21 protein-coding genes and 1 pseudogene are annotated in these 20,471 nt (G+C 41.1%); 15 read left to right on the top strand and 7 right to left on the bottom strand.

What is annotated here, in order from left to right; genetic code table 11:
• The first annotated feature begins 120 nt into the window (after positions 1-120).
• The 11 genes and pseudogenes from AC623_RS11655 (at position 121) to AC623_RS11610 (ending at position 10,227) form a co-directional block, all read left to right on the top strand.
• Positions 121-1,089, top strand: a complete 969-nt coding sequence (locus AC623_RS11655) for an ABC transporter permease (RefSeq protein ID WP_049662634.1) — start codon at positions 121-123, stop codon at positions 1,087-1,089.
• Positions 1,086-1,922 (top strand): ABC transporter permease, encoded by an 837-nt coding sequence (locus AC623_RS11650; protein ID WP_049662633.1) that lies wholly within the window; start codon positions 1,086-1,088, stop codon positions 1,920-1,922. Before AC623_RS11655 ends, AC623_RS11650 begins: the two co-directional genes overlap by 4 nt.
• A pseudogene (locus AC623_RS22330) lies at positions 1,919-2,635 on the top strand (ABC transporter ATP-binding protein); the annotation flags it as partial. The gene AC623_RS11650 and the pseudogene AC623_RS22330, both read left to right, overlap by 4 nt.
• Positions 2,627-3,544, top strand: coding sequence for an ABC transporter ATP-binding protein (locus AC623_RS22325; RefSeq protein WP_442853569.1), 918 nt, complete (start codon positions 2,627-2,629; stop codon positions 3,542-3,544). The pseudogene AC623_RS22330 and the gene AC623_RS22325, both read left to right, overlap by 9 nt.
• The gene (locus tag AC623_RS11640) at positions 3,525-5,099 is read left to right on the top strand and encodes an ABC transporter substrate-binding protein (RefSeq protein WP_049662632.1); all 1,575 of its coding nucleotides are present in this window, start codon (positions 3,525-3,527) and stop codon (positions 5,097-5,099) included. The genes AC623_RS22325 and AC623_RS11640 overlap by 20 nt, the downstream gene beginning before the upstream one ends.
• 16 nt (positions 5,100-5,115) lie before the next feature.
• On the top strand, positions 5,116-5,535 hold the full coding sequence (gene nikR / locus AC623_RS11635; RefSeq protein WP_049662629.1) for a nickel-responsive transcriptional regulator NikR: 420 nt from the start codon (positions 5,116-5,118) through the stop codon (positions 5,533-5,535).
• 464 nt (positions 5,536-5,999) lie between these two features.
• The gene (locus AC623_RS11630) at positions 6,000-6,209 is read left to right on the top strand and encodes a YezD family protein (RefSeq protein WP_049662627.1); all 210 of its coding nucleotides are present in this window, start codon (positions 6,000-6,002) and stop codon (positions 6,207-6,209) included.
• An 83-nt stretch (positions 6,210-6,292) separates the two neighbouring features.
• Positions 6,293-7,354, top strand: coding sequence for a sulfate ABC transporter substrate-binding protein (locus AC623_RS11625; protein WP_049662625.1), 1,062 nt, complete (start codon positions 6,293-6,295; stop codon positions 7,352-7,354).
• 80 nt (positions 7,355-7,434) lie between these two features.
• Positions 7,435-8,262 carry a sulfate ABC transporter permease subunit CysT gene (gene cysT, locus AC623_RS11620; protein ID WP_197090965.1) on the top strand — a complete coding sequence of 276 codons (828 nt, stop codon included), beginning with the start codon at positions 7,435-7,437 and terminating at the stop codon, positions 8,260-8,262.
• A gap of 12 nt (positions 8,263-8,274) precedes the next feature.
• Positions 8,275-9,138: a sulfate ABC transporter permease subunit CysW gene (gene cysW, locus AC623_RS11615; protein WP_049662621.1), complete on the top strand. Its 864-nt coding sequence runs from the start codon at positions 8,275-8,277 to the stop codon at positions 9,136-9,138.
• 15 nt (positions 9,139-9,153) lie between these two features.
• Entirely contained in the window at positions 9,154-10,227 is a 1,074-nt protein-coding gene (locus AC623_RS11610) for a sulfate/molybdate ABC transporter ATP-binding protein (protein WP_049662619.1), read from the top strand.
• A 331-nt stretch (positions 10,228-10,558) separates the two neighbouring features.
• Here AC623_RS11610 and AC623_RS11605 read toward each other — a convergent pair whose 3' ends face one another.
• From AC623_RS11605 to AC623_RS11595, 3 genes are read right to left on the bottom strand one after another with little or no spacing between them, the layout of a single operon-like run.
• A complete protein-coding gene (locus tag AC623_RS11605; protein ID WP_049662618.1) occupies positions 10,559-11,785 on the bottom strand; it encodes a cation:proton antiporter in 1,227 nt (408 codons plus the stop codon).
• Between the two features lie 9 nt (positions 11,786-11,794).
• Entirely contained in the window at positions 11,795-12,289 is a 495-nt protein-coding gene (locus AC623_RS11600; RefSeq protein ID WP_049662615.1) for a cation:proton antiporter regulatory subunit, read from the bottom strand.
• Positions 12,290-12,335: 46 nt separating this feature from the next.
• Positions 12,336-12,899, bottom strand: a complete 564-nt coding sequence (locus tag AC623_RS11595) for a tyrosine-type recombinase/integrase (protein WP_049662613.1) — start codon at positions 12,897-12,899, stop codon at positions 12,336-12,338.
• 259 nt (positions 12,900-13,158) lie between these two features.
• Here AC623_RS11595 and AC623_RS11590 point away from each other — a divergent pair, with 259 nt between their 5' ends.
• The 3 genes from AC623_RS11590 (at position 13,159) to AC623_RS21970 (ending at position 14,173) form a co-directional block, all read left to right on the top strand.
• Positions 13,159-13,611 carry a GNAT family N-acetyltransferase gene (locus tag AC623_RS11590; RefSeq protein ID WP_049662611.1) on the top strand — a complete coding sequence of 151 codons (453 nt, stop codon included), beginning with the start codon at positions 13,159-13,161 and terminating at the stop codon, positions 13,609-13,611.
• An 80-nt stretch (positions 13,612-13,691) separates the two neighbouring features.
• Positions 13,692-13,958: a hypothetical protein gene (locus AC623_RS21975; protein WP_231603489.1), complete on the top strand. Its 267-nt coding sequence runs from the start codon at positions 13,692-13,694 to the stop codon at positions 13,956-13,958.
• Positions 13,952-14,173 carry a hypothetical protein gene (locus tag AC623_RS21970; protein ID WP_231603487.1) on the top strand — a complete coding sequence of 74 codons (222 nt, stop codon included), beginning with the start codon at positions 13,952-13,954 and terminating at the stop codon, positions 14,171-14,173. The genes AC623_RS21975 and AC623_RS21970 overlap by 7 nt, the downstream gene beginning before the upstream one ends.
• Positions 14,174-14,344: 171 nt before the next feature.
• Here AC623_RS21970 and AC623_RS11580 read toward each other — a convergent pair whose 3' ends face one another.
• The 4 genes from AC623_RS11580 to AC623_RS11565 all read right to left on the bottom strand — a co-directional run bounded on the left by AC623_RS11580 (position 14,345) and on the right by AC623_RS11565 (position 18,304).
• A complete protein-coding gene (locus tag AC623_RS11580) occupies positions 14,345-15,724 on the bottom strand; it encodes a sensor histidine kinase (protein WP_049662609.1) in 1,380 nt (459 codons plus the stop codon).
• Positions 15,721-16,401, bottom strand: a complete 681-nt coding sequence (locus AC623_RS11575; protein ID WP_049662607.1) for a response regulator transcription factor — start codon at positions 16,399-16,401, stop codon at positions 15,721-15,723. The genes AC623_RS11580 and AC623_RS11575 overlap by 4 nt, the downstream gene beginning before the upstream one ends.
• Before the next feature lie 192 nt (positions 16,402-16,593).
• On the bottom strand, positions 16,594-17,268 hold the full coding sequence (locus AC623_RS11570) for an ABC transporter ATP-binding protein (protein WP_049662605.1): 675 nt from the start codon (positions 17,266-17,268) through the stop codon (positions 16,594-16,596).
• A 1-nt stretch (position 17,269) separates the two neighbouring features.
• The gene (locus AC623_RS11565; RefSeq protein WP_049662603.1) at positions 17,270-18,304 is read right to left on the bottom strand and encodes an ABC transporter permease; all 1,035 of its coding nucleotides are present in this window, start codon (positions 18,302-18,304) and stop codon (positions 17,270-17,272) included.
• 526 nt (positions 18,305-18,830) lie between these two features.
• Between AC623_RS11565 and AC623_RS11560 the strand changes: the two genes are divergently transcribed.
• Complete coding sequence (locus tag AC623_RS11560) at positions 18,831-20,417, top strand: BCCT family transporter (protein WP_049662602.1); 1,587 nt, start codon at positions 18,831-18,833, stop codon at positions 20,415-20,417.
• Positions 20,418-20,471: the final 54 nt, after the last annotated feature.

The raw sequence follows: 20,471 nt of genomic DNA, 5'->3' as shown, positions 1-20,471 counted from the left end.
TCCAGTAACACGAATTTAGTAAAACGTGTTACTTATTCAAATGAATGATTTATTGCTAAGCCTAGCTAATCAGAGTAAAGAATGATGGGGTTTATTAGCTTAGAAGGAAGGGGGAGCTATATGATTAAATTTATTGCCTCAAGGTTAGCGGAGGCAGTTATTGTTCTCGTCATTGGGAGCATTCTTTGTTTTGCTTTTATTCGAATGCTGCCCGGCGACCCTGCGACAGCCATGTATGGGGACCAGTTATTAAAGATGAGCCATGCCGACCAAGTGAGAATTGCTGAAAATCTTGGCTTAAATGAGCCTTTATACACTCAGTATGCGAAGTGGTTGATCAATGTCCTGCATGGAGAATGGGGACATTCCTATACGACAGGCGAAGAGGTAACAGTAATGGTTGCCCGTGCGATCGAGCCAACCGTTGTTCTTATGCTATCTTCAACTGCTATTATTCTCTTAATCTCCCTCTTTTTCGGGATGGTGACTGGTCTTCGCCGTTATTCATTTTTAGATCATGCTGTGACGATTGCCAGCTTTTTGTTTATGTCGCTGCCGTCTTTCTGGTTTGCGTTGATGCTCATGTTGCTTTTCTCTGTTTACTTAGGCGTTTTGCCGACAGCAGGTATTGGAAAAGAAGGAGCAGGGGACTGGCTGAAGCATTTGATCATGCCGTCTCTTGTTCTAGCTTTGTCTCATATTGGTTATTACATACGGATATTGCGCAATCATATTGCGATTATAAAGGAAAAGGAATTCGTCTGGGCTTTACAAGCCCGAGGCGTTTCACAAAGAAAGATTCTCTTTAAACATCTGCTTCCAAATGCCTCCATCCCTTTTCTTTCTTTTATAGGGATGTCATTGTCCCTTACACTAGCTGGATCTGTCGTAGTGGAAACGTTGTTTTCATGGCCAGGTCTTGGGAGACTTTCATTAAAATCAGCACTTGCTCACGATTATCCTGTCATTATGGCCACCATTTTGTTATGCATGAGCGTAGTCATTATCGGGAGTTTCTTCATTGATCTACTTTGTGCATGGATTGATCCACGTCTGCGGAATCAACTGATGAAGGAGGCGGACAGATGAGAAGAAAACAGAAATGGTTAGTCAACGGTATTATCGGTTATTTGCTCTTGTTGCTTGCTTTCACAGGGCTTGCCCCATTTTTCACTCCATACGAGCCGGGAGCTGTTGGATTGTCAGCTGTTTTGCAGCCGCCGAGTACAGCTCATTTATTTGGTACAGACGAACTGGGACGTGATGTATTCGCGCGTTTGTTATATGGCGGACGTGTTTCCTTGGCTGTAGGAACAGCGGCTATACTGATTTCTGTCGTCATTGGCGCTGGCTATGGAGCCATTAGCGGTTTTGTTGGAGGGATCATGGATCGTATCATGATGAGAGTGCTGGATGCCTTAATTAGTATTCCCAGCATTTTGCTGATGATCGGTCTTCAAATACTCCTTCCTCATAGCTTAACGGCAGTTGTATTAATTATTGGCATGACAAGCTGGATGCCCATTGCCCGTTTAGTCCGTACCGAAATTCTTTCATTAAAGGGGGAGGTCTTTGTCCAGTCATCGGCCGTTATGGGAGCCTCTCCACGGCAATTGCTCATGAGGCACTTATTGCCACAATGTCTTCCGACGATAACTGTTATGTCTGTTAGCGGTATTAGTCATGCTATTTTATCGGAGGCTACATTAAGCTTTTTAGGATTAGGCATTCCACCCCATGAGCCATCCTGGGGAAACATGCTCATGGGTGTACAGAATTATGTGCTTTCTGGAATATGGTGGATCGCTGTGTTCCCAGGTCTCTTTATTACTCTTACTGTTTTGGCGGTGACGTTTTTGGGCGATATGTTACAAGATCGTTTTGCGCTGCCGCAGTTCAGGAAAGGTGAGAGGTTGCTATGAGTGAACAAGTATTAACCGTTAAACATCTGTCTGTACAGCTCGACACGAACCAAGGGAAAAAGCAGCTGCTGAAGGATGTGTCATTTAATGTGCTTAGAGGAGAAATTGTAGCCATTATCGGCGAAAGCGGTTCAGGGAAAAGTATGACGGCTAAAGCGATCCTGGATTTACTGCCAAAAGGGCTCACTTTACCTTTCGGCAGTGTCCATTTTTTAAATGAAGATGTATCAGCTATGGATAAAAGGAAAAAGCGTCTTTATCGCGGAACACAGATAGGGTTTGTGTTTCAGGATACGTACGGAACATTTGATCCGATGCAAACGATTGGCCAGCATTTTCATGAATTGTTCTCTGCTCATATGAAGATTTCAAAACAACGGGCAAAAGAAAAAACACTTCAATTATTAGAACGTGTGCAATTAACAGAGCCGGAACGTGTATACGACTCTTTTCCGCATGAGCTTTCTGGAGGAATGAGGCAGCGTGTTCAGCTTGCTCTAGCCTTAGCGCTTGATCCTATGCTATTAATTGCGGATGAACCTACGACAGCACTGGATTTAAGAATTCAAGCAGACATTTTGCAGCTTATTAAGGATTGGAGTAAGAATACAGGCGGCAGTGTTCTCTTTATTACGCACGATTTAGGAGTAGTGGCAGAGATAGCGGATTCAGTCGTGGTCATGAAAGAGGGAGCGGTTGTTGAAATGGCATCTGTCGATCAGCTATTTGATCAGCCTGCTCATGAGCATACGAAGCAATTACTGCATTATTATAAAGAACTAACTAAGACGTCTAAACAGACGGGGTTGTTTGGTATAGAGCCTCTTGTAACCGTGAACCATGCAAAAAAAACGTATATAAAAAAGAAATGGTTCCAGAAACAGATAATCAAGGCAGTAGACGATGTTAGCTTCTATATTTGTAAAAAGGAGATTGTTGGGTTAATTGGTGAAAGCGGCAGCGGAAAAAGTACCCTTTCCCGCTTACTGCTTCAGTTGGAAAACGTCGAACAGGGAGCTATCACTTGGAACGGAAGCCTTCCATTTCGAAAAGGGATTCAATGGGTACATCAAGACCCGCTTGCTTCGTTCGATCCCCGGTGGAATGTAGAAAAAATTGTGGGAGAAGGACTTGATTATTGGAAAGAAAAAAAAGAAAACAAGCACCAGCAGGTAAAAGAGGTATTACAAAAAGTGGGGCTATCTGAAAATACTTTATCCTATTATCCGCATGAACTTTCTGGAGGAATGAGACAGAGAGTGGCACTTGCAAGAGCCCTTTTATTAGAACCAGAGCTTCTTATTTTAGATGAACCGTTCGCAAGCCTTGATATGAGCTCCCAGGCTAACATTCTTTCTCTTTTAAAACAAATTAATCAAACAGAAAAAACAGCTATTTTATTTATCTCCCACGATATCCGAGCTGCATTGACACTTTGCCATCGTATTTTGGTGATGGAAAAAGGAAAAAAGATAGAAGAAGCCGGAGCAAAGGAGCTATCTGATTCAGTCAACTTCTATACACGGCGTTTACTATCGTCGATGCCTGTTACGCACCCAGGTAGACGATTACAAAAGCAAACAACAGAAGGAGAGAGGGAATATGCGCATCAAAATGGGTAAAACGATGCTGATCACATCGGTTATAACGAGTATGGTTTTGATGGCAGGGTGCAAGGGAGAGGAGGCTTCCTCTGCGTCTTCCAGAGCGGCGAAGCAGCTTGTTTATGGAACAGAGATGGAAATTGAGCAAGTCAATCCCGTATTAGACGAAAACCAAGAGATTGACAGCCTTATTTTTCGCGGACTAACAAAGCCGACAGAAACGAACGACATTGCCCCTGATCTCGCAAAAGGTTGGGAAATTTCCCCTGACCATCTCATTTATACATTCACACTGCGGGATGACGCAAAATGGGAAGATGGCAAGCCCGTCACGGCTGAGGATGTTAAATTTACTTTGGACAAAGTAAGAGATCCGGGAACGAATACACCCATTGCAGGAGATTTTAGTGAGATCAAATCGGTTGAAGTATTAAAAGAAAATGAAGTTCAAGTTACATTGAGCAATCCATTTCCGCCACTGCTTGATAAATTAAAGATCGGTATTTTGCCAAAGCATCTTTTGCAGAACGAAGACATCAATAAAACAGATTTTAATCAGCATCCAATTGGAAATGGCCCATTTAAATTAAAAGAATGGGACAACGATCACACGATTACTCTCGTACGCAATGACAAATACTATGGGTTAAAGCCAAACCTTGAAGAAATTGTTTTCAAACACGTTCCAGACCCTAATACGCGTGCTTTGCAACTGAAAACAGGTGAAATTGATCTCGCTCTTTTAGAACCAAATCAAATGAAAAGTGTAAAAGAAGATGAAGGTTTTACTGTGCACACGATTTCAACAGCTGATTACCGGGCGGTCATGTACAATTGCCGTAACCCGCTATTCAAGGATGCAAAGGTTCGCCAGGCTATGAACTTCGCGATTGATCGTGAAGCGATTGTGAAGGGCATGCTATCCGGCAAAGGAGAGGCAGCCTATGGTCCGCTTCAAAGATCATGGGCAAATTCACCACAAAAAGAGATGTATGCATATGATCCGAAAAAGGCAAAGGAGTTATTAAAGGAAGCAGGCTGGAAGAAGGGCAGTGACGGCATACTTGTCAAAGATGGCAAGCGCTTTGAGTTTGAACTAGTCTCCCCGATCACTGATCCGATCCGCACAGCTTTAGGAAACGTTGTAGCTGAACAACTAAAGCCTTTAGGTATCTCGGTTACTCCGAAACCATTAGACTGGAATGCTATTAAAATTGATCAAGCGGATGCCTTCGTTATCGGATGGGGCAGCGAATTTGATCCGGATGACCATACGTATCGAGTGTTCCATAGCAGCCAAATTGGCGACGGGCTCTACAATATGGGGGCTTACCGCAGTGATAAAGTAGACCAATTGTTAACAGAGGCTCGCATAGCAGATAATCAAGAAGAACGAAAAGTACTTTATGGAGAATTTCAAAAAGAGTTAGCAGTAGATCCGCCCTTTAACTTTCTTGTGTATTTAGATGCTTTATACGGTGTCAATAAAAAAGTGAGCGGAGTAAGCGACCGTACATTAGGTCACCATGGTTTCGGCATACTGTGGAATATTGAAGAATGGGATAAACAGTAAAGGTGGGGAAAAGGAGATGCAGGATTCTACAACTAAAAGATTCGGTGTTTCGATGGAAGGGAATCTGCTTCGCAAGTTTGATCATTTAATTAAACAACGAGGCTATGAAAACCGTTCGGAAGCTGTTCGAGACCTTGTACGCGACGCACTGATCCAGCAGTCCTGGGAAGACAACGAACAAATAGTAGCAGGAACTATTTTGCTATTCTACAATCATTCCCAACGCAATCTGCTTGAAGAGTTAACACATATTCAACATGGCATGCATGATTATATCTTAGCTACCACACATTTTCATTTGGATCATGACAGCTGCCTTGAACTTATTGTCGTGAAAGGAAAAGCAAACGATATTCAGCAGCTCAGCCATCAATTGACGAGTTTAAAAGGGGTAGAGTATGGAAAATTCACGGTAGCGCCAGTAGAACAAGTATAGTCATTAAATAAGGATAGATAGGCTGTCTCACAAATAGAGGAGACAGCCTTTATTTAATATAGCAAGCTAATACTCTTATTTAGGGGATGTAGATTTTTTGCCTTCTAAACAAGTATTTATGTTTCCTATTTTACTGTTCATTGCCATAACATGTCTCACTAGAAGAGGCAAAAATCAGCCGATGACTAGTGGCAGGGCTATAAATTTTAGTTTGATTGTATGAAAGCAAAAAGAAGAATGAAATTATTTCTAAAACATATAGACATTAGAGAAAGGGTGCGTTATAATCCAATTAATTAAATAAAACATATGAGAATACTTGGTTATTCATCTTCGACACAAGTAGGGGCCAATCAGACAACTGGAGGTTCCTCGTAATCCGAGAAAATGATTTTGTGACGGATGCAAGGAAGTCTTTATTTGTGTAGAAAGAGGCTTAAATAATCATCAAGAGGGGGAGGAGCATGTCAGAGAAACGAATTGATCACCACTGGATTGAACGTATTTTGCAGTCATTGGAAGGGATAGAGTATGGGTCGGTGCAAATCGTCATTCACGATTCGCAAATTACACAAATTGACCGGCTGGAAAAACAGCGGTTCTCTATAAAAAAATCAAGCAACGGAAATACAAAAGCAGGCCAAAACTCAATAGAAGCCGATCAGACATACTGAAGGCAGACTCTTTTAACTATTAATGTTAAAAGCAGTCTGCTTTTTTTTATAAAATTAAACAAGTGAGAGAGAGGTTACAAAGGATGAAAAATAAGCAAGTTTTATCTAAATTTTTAATTAGTATGGCCACGGCAGCGGTGATTTTGGCGGGCTGCGGTAATTCAAAAGCAGGAAATGAAAGTGAAGAAAATGTAGCCTCCTCTTCAAAAGAATCAGTGGAGCTATTAAACGTATCCTATGATCCCACCCGTGAACTATACGAAGAGTTTAATAAAGAGTTCGCTGCCCATTGGAAAAAAGAAACAGGTCAGAATGTAACAATTCAGCAATCACACGGCGGCTCGGGCAAGCAGGGAAGAGCCGTCATCGATGGGCTTGAAGCAGACGTAGTAACACTGGCTCTGGCCGGTGATATTGATGAAGTAGCGAAAGCGGGTCTAACGGCTGAAGACTGGCAAACACGTCTTGACAATAACTCCACTCCTTACACGTCAACCATTGTCTTTCTTGTTCGCAAAGGCAATCCGAAACACATAAAGGATTGGGGAGATTTAGCGAAAAAAGGGGTATCGGTCATTACGCCAAACCCGAAAACATCAGGCGGTGCACGCTGGAACTACCTTGCAGCCTGGGCATATGGAGATAAGAAATTTAGTGGTGATGAAAAGAAGATTAAAACATTTGTTGGCGATATTTATAAGAATGTTGAAGTACTAGATTCAGGCGCACGTGGTGCCACGACAACATTTGTAGAGCGAGGGATTGGCGATGTGCTAATCGCCTGGGAAAATGAGGCCTTCTTATCCCTGAATGAGCTTGGCAAAGATCAATTTGAGATTGTTGTTCCTTCTATCAGTATTCTAGCGGAGCCTCCGGTAGCAGTTGTTGACAAAGTGGCGAAGAAAAAAGGAACCGAAAAAGTCGCAAAAGCGTATCTTGAGTATTTATATTCGAAAAAAGGGCAGGAAATTGCGGCGGAAAATTATTACCGTCCGCGTGATAAAGAAGTGCTCGCTAAGTATGCTGATCAGTTCCCAAAAATTAACCTCGTAACGATTGATGATGATTTTGGCGGCTGGAAAACAGCCCAAGAAAAACACTTTAATGACGGCGGCACATTTGATGAAATTTATCAGCCAAAATAAGATGATATGCAGGCTCAAGAAGAGGATCTTGTGACGCCGGTTTTATGAAAATTTGACATGCAGATGACGAGGTGGCAGAAATGAAATCAAGATTTAAAAAGCATAGTATTTTACCGGGGTTCGGGCTGTCACTCGGATTTACGATGTTATACCTCAGCCTGCTCGTTCTGTTGCCGCTTTCGATGATTTTTGTCAATACGGCTTCGATGAGCTGGTCTGATTTTTGGTCAACCGTGACGGAACCACGGGTGGTCGCTTCGTATAAATTAAGTTTTGGTGCTGCTTTTGTGGCCGCAAGTATAAATATGGTATTTGGTGTGCTCATTGCCTGGGTGCTTGTTCGCTATTCCTTCCCAGGCAAGCGCCTTATTGATGGATTGGTAGATTTGCCATTTGCTCTTCCAACTGCTGTTGCAGGGATTGCCTTAACGACGTTATATGCCAAAACTGGCTGGGTGGGCCAATTTTTATCATTCAAAGTAGCCTTTACTCCACTTGGTGTAACGGTTGCTCTAACATTTATTGGTTTGCCATTTGTCGTACGAATGGTACAGCCGGTATTACAAAACTTTGATGAGGAAACAGAAGAAGCATCCGCTATTTTAGGAGCGAATCGGCGTCAGACGTTTATAAGAGTCATCATCCCGGAAATATTGCCAGCGGCTCTTACTGGCTTTTCACTGGCGTTTGCACGTGCTCTCGGCGAATACGGATCGGTCGTTTTCATCGCGGGCAACATGCCGATGAAGACCGAAATCACACCGCTTCTCATCATGACGAAGCTTGAGCAATATGATTATGCCGGAGCAACAGCTATTGCAGCAGTCATGCTTATTATTTCATTTATCATGCTGCTCTTTATCAATGGCATGCAATGGTGGATGAACCGAAAGTTTGCTCATTACTAAGGAGGCATCAAGATGGCTGGACACGTTCCATTGTCATACGGCAGCAGAAAAACAGGAAAAAAAGCTGCAGAAGAACCGCTTTTTATTCGTGTGTTTCTTACTGTTGTCGCGTTCATTTTTTTATTTTTGTTTCTTGTGCTGCCGCTGGCGGCAATTTTTATCAAGGCATTTGAACAAGGCATTCACGTTTATTTGGCGGCCGTTACTGAACCAGATGCACTTGCAGCGATTAAGCTGACACTGCTCGTTGTTTTATTAACGGTACCTGTTAACGCCTTGTTCGGAATCGCAGCAGCGTGGGCAATTACAAAATTCGATTTTAAAGGGAAAAGTCTGTTGACTACTATTATTGATTTGCCGTTTGCTGTGTCGCCAGTCATTGCCGGTCTCGTATTTGTACTTCTGTTCAGCACACACGGTTTATTTGGTGATTTTTTATTCGCAAACGATATTAAAATTATTTTCGCTATACCAGGCATTGTGATAGCCACGCTATTCGTGACACTTCCATTCGTTGCACGTGAGCTAATCCCGCTTATGCAGTCGCAAGGCTCCTCAGAGGAGGAAGCTTCCCTCACACTGGGAGCGGGCGGTTGGAAAACATTTTGGCTTGTGACACTGCCTAATATTAAATGGGGATTACTATACGGCATCATTTTATGTAATGCACGGACTGTCGGCGAATTTGGCGCTGTATCAGTAGTTTCTGGACATATTCGGGGGCTGACAAATACAATGCCGCTTCACATTGAAATTTTATATAACGAATATCAATTTTCTGCGGCGTTTGCCGTCGCTTCGCTCATGTCCATATTAGCGATCGTGACACTTATTTTTAAAAATATGATTGAATGGAAAGCCAATCAACATGGATAACAGGAGGGCCATCGTATGAGCATTCACATAAAAGATGTATCAAAATCATTCGGCTCATTCAATGCGCTGAGTAATATTACGATTGATATCCCAACAGGCGAGCTTGTTGCCTTGCTCGGACCGTCGGGATCAGGAAAAACATCGCTTCTTCGCATTATTGCTGGTCTTGAAGAAGCGGATAGCGGAGTCATTTTATTCGGTGGCGAAGATATGACGCGCATTCGTACAACCGAGCGAAAAGTCGGTTTTGTGTTTCAGCACTATGCTTTGTTTAAGCATATGACTGTCTTTGACAATATTGCCTATGGATTGAGAGTTCGTCCTAAAAAAGAGCGGCCATCTAAAAAAGACATTCAAGAAAAGGTAACCGAGCTATTGAGCCTTGTAAAGCTGGAGGCATTGGCAGACCGGTATCCGTCACAGCTTTCTGGTGGGCAGCGGCAGCGCGTTGCCCTTGCCAGAGCGCTGGCGGTAGAGCCAAAAGTGCTGCTGCTTGATGAACCGTTTGGCGCTCTGGATGCAAAAGTGAGAAAAGATCTGCGGCGCTGGCTGCGCAGACTGCATGATGACTTTCATATTACGAGTATCTTTGTCACGCACGACCAAGAAGAAGCACTGGATGTAGCAGACCGCATTGTAGTGATGAATGAAGGAAGGATTGAGCAGATCGGCAGCCCGGAAGAAGTATACGATCATCCGAACAGCCCGTTTGTGTATGACTTTCTAGGAAACGTTAATTTGTTTCATGGCCGGCTGGAAAATGGAAAACTGCTTAATGGCCAGGTCGAGCTGGATGCTCCAGGCATCGATAGTGCGGAGAACCGTCCGGCTGTTGCCTATGTACGTCCACACGATGTTATGATTGAGCGTGAAAGCACTGCAAAGGATGCCGTTCAGGCGAAAATTGTTCATATTCACGTGGTCGGCCGGACGGTTCACATTGAGCTGAAGACACAGGGACTGGAACAATTCCTTGAGGCAGAATTAACGAAAGAACGTTATGGAGAACTTGGTTTAAAAGTAGGGGAAGATGTGTTTATCCGGCCTAATCAATTGAAGGTGTTTATTCCAGAGGATTACTCCATTTGACGGCCAGCCTCTACCGCTACAAAATGAGATATAAACATAAAAAAATTCCTCTTGGACGAGAGGAATTTTTTATGGATCAAACTCTGACTATGTTTCAATGAATAGATCGTGAGCAGGTAGGATGAAAAGCTTAGCATTCATCTCTGTTCTGTATAAGCCGATCGGGTTATACAAAATGTGCTGAAATTATCATAACAGCTTAAACATATATAATTACTGTGATTTTGTGTAAGTTAAAACCACCCTTGGCAGAAGACGTGGCTGCGTTCCATAGTTGGTAAATATTTGTGATAGACAAGGTGTAAAGGCTGAGGTGGTGAACAACTGTGGTTTATTCACCAGGAACGTTGATTTTCTTTTTTACTTCTTCTTTTTTCCATTTGAAGATTTTATTTAAATACTTGTAAATCTGTTTACTTTCTTTCGTCATGAGCGGCCCTAAAATAGCCAGGAACAGCACATACATGGCAGTGAAAGGCGTTAGAATAGGGTTTAAGCCAGCCGTAATTCCAAGATTGGCTACAATGATGGAAAATTCTCCCCGTGCCATAATCGTTAAACCAATATTAGTAGAAGCTTTGTGAGACAGTCCAGCTTTTCTTCCAGCAACCATGCCAGCAATAATGTTCCCGATAACAGTTACCAAAGCAGCGCCAAGTGATAACCAAAACGCATCGGCTAACGTTGCGGGATCAATATTTAATCCAAAGCTAAAGAAGAACACAGCACCGAAGAAGTCTCTAAAAGGAACTACCAGATGTTCAATCCGATCACGATGCTCAGTTTCAGAAAAGACTAATCCTAGTAGCAAGGCACCAATCGCTTCAGCGACATGGAGTGTTTCTGAAAAACCAGCAACAAAAAACAAGGAAGCGAATATGACAATGATAAAAATTTCATCTGATTTTATATTTAGCCACTTATTTAGTAGAGGCGCACCTTTTCGCGCAATAATAAAGAATAGTAACATATAGCCGATCGAGATAAGAACGGAAGTGAGAATACCGAGGAAGGAGGTAGAGCCTGCAAGTAAGACGCCTGACATGGTGGTTAAGAATAAGGCCAGGAAGATATCGTCAAATAAAATCATTCCAAGAATTAACTCTGTTTCCGGATTAGCGGTCCTTCTTAAGTCGACGAGCACCTTTGCTACGATGGCGCTGGAGGACACACTAAGCAATCCGGCAATAATCAGAGACTCAATCCATGGCATTCCCGTAAGAAGCCCGTAAAGAAGGCCCAAAATAAAATTAAGGGACACATAGATACTTCCGCCGACTACGATGTTCCGTCCGGACTTCATCAATTTTCCGACTGAAAATTCCAGCCCCAAATAGAACAAGAGGAACAGCACGCCTATGCGTCCTAAAAATTGAATAATTTCATTGCTTTCAATAAACGTTAAGTCAATAATTCCGATCGTTGGTGCATGAGGACCGACAATCATGCCAAGAACGATTAAGAACGGAATAATAGAAAAGTTAAGTTTGTTTGCAAGGATGGCTACGATGGCTACGAGAACAAGTGCAGTACCGACTCCAAGAACTAGATCGTTCATCTATATTTCTCACCCCTCATTAGATAGTAAATTTTTAATAAGCTCTTTTAATTGAGTTCGTTCTCCTGAAATGATTAAGATGTCGCCTGCTTCAATAACTGTGTCTGGTCCCGGGTTGTGTGTTTTTTTTGTGTGTTTTTCTCTAATAGCAATAACATTTACCCCGAAATTGCTTCGAATATCAACCTCGCCAATTGTTTTATTAACAGCTGGAGCCCCTGGTTCCACCTGATACCATTCAATGACTAAATCATCAAAGGCAAAGTCTATCTTTTCTAGGGCTTTAGGATTGTAAGCCATTCCACCTAAAATGCCGGCGATTTGTCTGGCTTCTGCATCGCTGAAAGTCGCACTGCTTACAACCTCCTCATGATCATCTGAATCGAAGTGGTAAATCTCTCTCCGTCCATCATCATGAATAACGATGACCAGCTTATCCTGGTTTTTTGTAATGATCTCAAACTTATAGCCAATTCCTGGCAATTCACTTTCTCGAATGTTCAATGTAAGATTCCTCCTTTAAATGGATATAACAATAGATTAAGGTGTTTTAAAGATTAACATCGATTTCCGTTTTTATTTTTTCATCTTTGGAAATCCCGAGATATTTGAGAGTCTCAGAAGGAGTAGCATGATGAAAGTGCTTCTGAAGGAGAGAAATGGCAACTCCTCGTTTATAAGCATGATAACCAAAGGTTTTACGTAAAGAATTTGTGCCGATTTTCCCTTTTATGCCAACTGCTTCTGCAGCATGATGAATAATTCGGTAGGCTTGCTGGCGCGTGATCGGTTTTTGGGTTTTAGGGGATTTGAATAAATAATCGTCCCTTTTTAGTTCGTTTGCTTGGATAAAGTGCAAAACGGCTTTTTTTACTTTGTGGTTAAGATAGATTTCTTTAGCGGCTTTAGATTCTTTATGAGGAAGAAAAAGAAAATTTTTCAAGCAGCCTTCTTCTAGTATATCCCCTACTTTAATATCTAACATTTCAGTGATTTTTAAACCTGTATTAATACCGAAAACGAAGAGAAGATAATCTCGTTCTGAATACTTTTTTAAATACCTTTTCATAGCATTAATTTGCTTTAGATCCCTCAGAGCTTCTACATACTCCATGCGATTTTTCTCCTTAATCCATGTTACTTAATATTATTTTAAAGTATAATTAAGTAACATGCAAATATGCTTTCTTCTTATATAATTCGCTGTTAATTTAGTGAATAAACAGCTTCCTCAAAGAAAACTGTCACAGTAGGCCGTATGGTTATTACTCTAGCTTATGAAGCTGAAAAATTGTTTTGACAAGAGAAATTAAAAACTATACCGATCCAACGTATTATAAAAAATTTTCTTAGAATGGAATGAAGAAAAAGAGATGGAGATTAGGAAACTAAAGAAAAATGAAAAACCGCCAATGGATTTGCTGTTATTAGCCGATCCTTCCCAAGAAACCATTAAGGAGTATGTAAAAAGAGGAGAAAGCTTTATTGCTGTAAATGCTGGAGGGGTTGTTGGAGTGTATGTACTGCTGCCTACGAGACCGTATACTGTAGAGCTAGTAAATGTTGCCGTGGCAAAGGAACAGCATGGAAAAGGGATAGGCAAAAGGCTGGTGATGCATGCCATCCAAGCAGCTAAGGAAAGAGGATACAAAACAATAGAAGTCGGCACTGGCAACTCTAGCATCGGGCCATTAGCTCTTTATCAAAAATGCGGCTTCAGGATGATTGGAGTCGATCCTGATTTTTTTATAAGGCATTATTCAGAAGAAATTTTCGAAAATGGCATACGATGCAGAGATATGATTCGCTTATCTCAAGATTTATAAGCGTAGAAAAACAATGTTACATAGTTAGTCCAATTACAAAGTGTATATAAATTTCATGACAGTCTGTACAAGGGGGAGTTATGAGAAAAACATGGAGTCTATTCATAACGGTTGGTCTTTTGTTAGTCGGGTGTTCCCAAGCAGAACAAACCGTTATAGGAGCAGAAGAGTGGAGAGAAAGTCCGGCGTTAGTCAGAGAAGTGGTCATTACGGATGACGGAAAAACAGATGATTTCGTTTTTCGGATTGGCGATAATGGAAAGCTGGGATTTGGAGAGTACGGTCCTTTTATTGCAGGGGAACCACAGAAGCATATGTGGCATTTTGGGGCGGGAAAGAAGTGTTAACCAAACCATTCAAAGTCGTTGGAGTGAGCAAAGAAACGGATGAGGAAGTAACTGTTTTTGAATTTCCAAGTAATCACGTGCTGGCACCTAACTCAGGAGCGGATCATCATATACCGTCCATGATGACGCTGCCGAGTGAAGGGTTGTGGAAGCTAGAAGCCTATTTTGGCGAAAAGCTTTTTGGAAATGTGATAGTAAATGTGGAAAAACCATAATGCAAACTCAGACTGGGAGTGAGGATTTTGCCTGCATTCCCAGTTTTAGACTTATTCATTTTCATTGACCGGAGAGGGGGGAAGCACTGCAGCATTTTTAATATCGAATAGAAGGATGTGATGTTAAAAACGAAGGAGCAAAGGCCTTGATGACACTTGTGAAACACGTTGCTAACGAAGAGGAAGCTCCACAATAAAGATTGTTCCTTCTTTCTCTTTGCTGCTTACCGTTACCTGACCATTGTGAAGCTTAATGATCGTCGCGACAATGGAAAGGCCTAGCCCTGTTCCTTCAACGGTACGTGAACGTGTAATGTCTGCGCGGTAAAAGCGGTCAAAGATCCTTTCCAATTCCGCTGGGCTCAATCCTACTCCTGTATCCTTAAAAGTTATGACGACCGATTCTTCTTTTTGTTCAATTAATATCTCAATGCTGCCGTTTGGTTTATTATATTTAATGGCATTTGTTAAAAGATTGTCCCATACAGTATTGAGCAAAGAAGGGTCGCCAGTAATGTCTATATCCGGCAAGGAGTAGCTAAGCATCAGTCCTTTTTCACCGATTATCCATTTATAACTTTGCACTAATTCCTTGATTTGCTGCCCGACATTGAATGTTTTCTTTTTCACAATGTCTTCATTGCGGTCCAGTGAGGCAAGAAGCAATAATTGTTCAGTTAAGGTAGAAAGCCGTTTAATTTCACTATTAATAGTAGAAATATAGGAAGCTCGTTCTTCTCGGCTTACGGAATCATTTTCTATCAAGTTGGTATAGCCTTTTATATTGGATAGCGGTGATTGGATGTCGTGTGAGATATTGGAAATAAACTCCTTTCTCATGTCATCCATTTGTTCTAATTTTCGGGCCATTCGCAAAAAGCTGGTAGAAAGTTCGCCTAACTCGTCATGTCGGGTTACATCTAGCTCAACATTAAAATCGCCATTCGAGAGTGACTTTGTCGCTGCCGTTAGATTAGAAATGGGCTTCACTAAATATTTTGTGCTAAACACTACTAGAAAAATGCTTAAAGCGATCGTGAGGGCGAGCAGCCACCCGAATAAAAGGTGCATCTCGTTAAAGAGAAGTTTAATATCCGGTCTAAGAAAGAGAGCGTAATTTTTTCCGTTGTGCACCAACGGGACGCCAATTGTATTCTTTAATTCATTCGCAAAAAAGCCGGTTACAAAGGTTTCCTGAGGAAAGGAAAGAATGCCATGATAAAGAGTCCCTTTTAGAACTTGCTCCTTTATAGAAGCAGAGAGATTGTTCACTCTGAAGGGAGCTCCAAAATAAACGTCATTTCCTGCCTGATCAACGAGGTAAATTTGGTAGCCTACAGAGGAAATATTCTGCAGATACTCTTTAAGGTTCGTATCAGGATGCTCATCCACAAAGGCAGCAATACCTAGTGCGATTTTTGTGTTTTTTTGATCGTTATAGGGCTTTAATCTTTGCTGGTAATAAGTATTAGAAATAAAAAAAGCTAAAAGGCCACTCAGAAGCATAATTCCAGCTGTTATGACAATGAATTTTGTATAAAGAGACTTCATGAGCGTTTGGCCTCCAATAAGTAGCCAACTCCGCGAACCGTTTTAATGCAGAAATCGTCCGTCAGTGTAGAAAAGCGTTCTCTTAGTCTTTTTATATGCACGTCTACTGTTCGTTCATCCCCTTCATAATCTAATCCCCAAATTTGTTCAATAAGATGATCTCGGGAAAACACCTGCATAGAATTTGCGGCTAGAAAGAACAGCAATTCAAATTCTTTTAAAGGCAGCCATATCGTGCGATCGCCAATTTGAACTTCATAACTTTTTTTATTGATCGTTGTCTTTCCTAGGCGAACGAGCGACTCATCTAATGGTGGATGATATCGTCGCAACAGTGCCTTGATGCGAAAGAGCAATTCCTTTGGATCAAATGGTTTGACAAGGTAGTCATCTGTTCCTGATTGAAAACCATGTGCTTTATCTTCGATTTGACTTTTAGCTGTTAAAAGAATAATGGGCATATCATATTGCTTACGGATCTCTTGTGTTAAAGTATAACCGTCCATGTAAGGCATCATGACATCAATGACGGCTAAATCACACTTTTTCTTCTTTAGGATTTCGAGAGCTTCCACGCCATTCTTTGCTTGGCATACTCGATACCCTTCTTCGTGCAGGTGGATGTCTAGCAGCTTTAACACGCTAGGATCATCATCAACAATTATAATATTTGTCATCGTACCTACTCCTCTAAATGACTCTTGTGGCCAATTAACACGAATAACTAAAGAATGATAAAACCTTGGATTTATTTCTAATGTTGTCATGTATAGCAAAATTCAATCCCGTTATGTTTAGTAAAAAGAAATAGCCCCGCCATGTGCCGGGGCTATGGAATAGAAATTGAACACAGGGGGTGAGACTTCACTTTATGAAACGAGTCCATCGCTCATTTTAATGACACGATCAGCATAAGCAAGCATTTCTTCATCATGCGTGACGAGCAAAGTGGTGATGTTCAGTGTTTTAGTTAAACGCTGGATGAGCTGCATGACGTCTTTAGATCTCTTTGAATCTAAGCTTGCAGTAGGTTCATCTGCAAAGAGAACCTTAGGCTTATGGATAATAGCGCGAGCAATGGCAACCCGTTGTTTTTCCCCGCCAGATAGGGATGAAGGATAAGCATTCTTTCGATGTTCCATTTCGACTAGATTTAAAACGTTGTCAATTTCTTTCTGCTGTTCCTGTCTTTTTAACTTTGTTTCTGACACATCGAGCATAAGCGTGAGCTGCTCTTCTACTGTAAGAAAGGGGACGAGATGAGCAAACTGAAAAATAAAACCGAATTTGCTTGCCCGTATTTTTCGGATTTGCTCCTGGTTCATTCCATTCATATTTTGCCCTTCGAACCATATCTTTCCGTCTGAAGCAGGCTGAAGTCCCGCTGCTATCGTGAGAAGGGTGCTTTTGCCGGAACCAGAGGCCCCCACTAATGCCGTAATTTCTCCTTCTGTAAGAGAAAGATTTACCCCTTTTAACACTTCCTCTTCTACTTCCCCGTTAGTAAACGTTTTTTTCACTTCATCAATTGTAAAAACGGACATATTAAACCTCTCCTTGTTGAATCGCTTGTAATGGTTCAACCTTCTTGATCTGCATTCCAGAAAGTGTAGCACCAATAAATCCAATAACGAGGAAGACAACGGATAATTGGAGTGTTGTTTCAAGAGTTAAATGAAAAGGCATGCCATCAGGCGACATCATGTTAAATCCTTGGCTGAATGCAACAGATAATCCAAGAGACAGTACGGTAATAAAAATCATTTGCGTCCACATCATTTTAAATAACGTACTGGTCTTCACACCAATCGCTTTTAAGATCCCATACAATCCAATCTTTTGAACATTCATCATATAGAAAAAGATAGCGAACAACATGCCGCTAATCACGACTAAAAACCAAACAATCATATTAAGGGACATTTGCTCTGCACTATAGCTTGGAATCGTATAAAGGAATTCTTTTTTTGAAAAGGATTGTAATCCGGCAGCTGCCTGCGCTTTCTCTTCTCCAGGCACGAAAACCAATTGCATAGCATCGGTCCGGTACATTTCTTTGTAGTTCTCTATATTTACAAAGGCGACAGGTGCATGGCTGAATTTCTTATCATCCGCAAACCCCTTCACAATCCATTTGCCGTTAAATTGATTGTTCGTTAAAACATCTCCAACTTTTATTCCTTTCTCCTTCATAGAGCGATCTAGTATGACTTCGCCATCTTTCACATGTTCAAACAGCTTGGAATCGGTCGAAGCGACAAAGGCGACACTTTGTTGTTTGCCATTCTGATCATTTAAAAATCCCATTTGAATCGACAGTGCTACAGCATCCTTTTTCTCGTTTAGCATGTTGTCTTGGATAGGGCTCTCTATTTTCGATAAATTATAGGTTTCGTCAGCATCGGCACTCATATAAAATTGACCGTCCGGTAAATCCTTAATTAAAGCGGCGTTGTCTTGTGAAAGGCCGTTTGCCAATCCGGAAATAATGAACGTCAGAAAGCTCACTAAAAAAATGATGGAACCTAAAATCAGAAAGCGGCCTTTATTCTTTTTTATTTCTTTCCAGGCGATGTTCATCATCGTTCCTCCCAGTTCTTTATTTGATGCCTTTAGTCTACATGCCTTATATGAACGAAAGATGAACAGGAAATTACATTTAGAAAGGAAGTTTTTGCATTTAATTATAGATTGGAAAAGTAGAATCTCGCAGAAGGGTAGTGTCCCCTGAACATGCATTTAGACTTAATTCTCAAAGCTGAAGATTAAAAAGAAAAGCCATCATTTAAATGAAAGGTATTAAAAATATATTGTTTTTATTTTGAATTTACTAAATTTATTGACAACTTAACGAAGATAGTATATTTTATGATTGTCTACCATGGTACATGCAACAAAGTGGTTAATCATTTTAAGCTGTATTGTTGTACAAAGGTATAGACTGCTAATTTTGTTTGTCGAATAACAATGATAAGGAGGGGTTAAAAGTAACTATTTGTTCATTGACAGCAGGCATCATATTTTGTTGTTTGAAAGCGCTTGCTAGAGAATAAAGAGTTAATTAGAGTTCAACAGAAAAATATATGAATGGCTAGGAGGCAACTATATGAGCAATTACTGGAACTTTATTAAAGAGAAAGTGGATTGGCCTGTTTTTAGTCTTAGTGGCGGAATTATGATTCTCTTTGTTTTTTTATCAGTGGTAAAAGTGGATATGGTTACAAAGTATGTAAATACTGGTTTTGATCTTTCGATTAGATACTTTGGAGCTTATTGGCAGCTGCTTTTGTTAGCTACTTTTGTTGTAGGCGGTGTATTGTCTCTTTCAAGGTATGGAAAAGTAAGAGTTGGAAATTTACACAGGCCAGAAATGAGCTTTTTTAAATGGGCTGCCATCATTATTACTTCTGGTCTGGGAGCAGGTGGAGTGTTTTGGGCAGCTGCCGAACCAATGTATTATTTTATAGAGGTTCCACCTATGTATTCAGGGATTAAAGCCGGAACCGCAGAAGCGATAGGACCCGCGCTAGCACAAAGCTATATGTCATGGGGATTTACAGCCTGGGCGATCTACGGTGCAATTAGTACGATTGTTATTATGTACGCTCACTACCATAAGGGAATGCCTCTTAAGCCGAGAACACTGTTGTATCCGATTTTCGGTGAAAAAATTAAGGATAGTCTTTGGGGAACATTTGCTGATGTATTTTGTATTATCGGAGCGGTGGCGGGAACAATAGGTCCCATTGGGTTCCTTGGTTTACAAGTAAGTTATGGTGTAAATGCGATTTTTGGATGGGCAGACACCTACAGTACGCAGGTGATCATCATTATTGCCCTTACAGGCGTTGTATTATTTTCAACGTTGACTGGTATTGATAAAGGGATACAATGGCTGAGTAGATTAAATGTAAATATGGCGGTAGCAATCGCTATATTTTTATTGTTCTTTGGTCCTGGGGAGTTCATTATTAATTCGTTCATTTCGTCTGCTGGAACGTATGTGAGTGAATTTATTCCTGTGAGTACTTATCGCGGAAGCCCAGAATGGATGGGCGCTTGGATGCTCTTTTTCTTTGGATGGTTTATTGGCTTTGGCCCATTAGTTGCGTTACTTGTCGCTAGGATTTCAAGAGGGCGCAGAATTAGAGAAGTTTTTTTGATGGTTTCTATTCTGTCAGCTTTAGTAACAAACTTTTGGTTTACGGTTTTAGGAGGCACGGGAATTTTTTATGAATTACATCGTGCTGGGTCAGTCAGTACTCCTCTAACAGAAGGCGGTTTGCCAGCAGCTATTATTGCTATTGCTGAACAAATGCCGCTAGGATCCATCATGCCGACTGTCTTTCTTATATTAACCGTGCTTTTCGTTGTTACAACTGTTGACTCAATGTCCTATTCGATTGCCATGAGTGTAACAGGTGAAGAAAACCCTCCGAAGGCTATGCGTGTGTTTTGGGCAGTCATTATGGCGGTTATCGCGATCATTCTGATTAAAATAGGAGGCGGAGGGATTGGGGCTTTGCAATCATTCGTCGTTATAGCAGCTGTGCCCGTTTCAATTTTAATGCTTCCAATACTATGGCATGCTCCTCGAATTGCTAAAGAGATGGGGAGAGAGCAGGGGATAGTTGAGGAGAAAGAAATGGTTACACAGCAGGCTAATAAGGTACAAGATGTTAATAGCATATAAGTTTTATAGTAAGATAAGAATAAATTTTTAGAAAATTTTAAATAAACAATTGAC

Source organism: Bacillus sp. FJAT-27231, from assembly GCF_001183975.1.
GTDB classification, from domain to species: Bacteria; Bacillota; Bacilli; order Bacillales; family Domibacillaceae; genus Pseudobacillus; species Pseudobacillus wudalianchiensis.
Note: the sequence above shows the minus strand (reverse complement) of the source record. Positions and strands in the feature narration are given on the sequence as shown.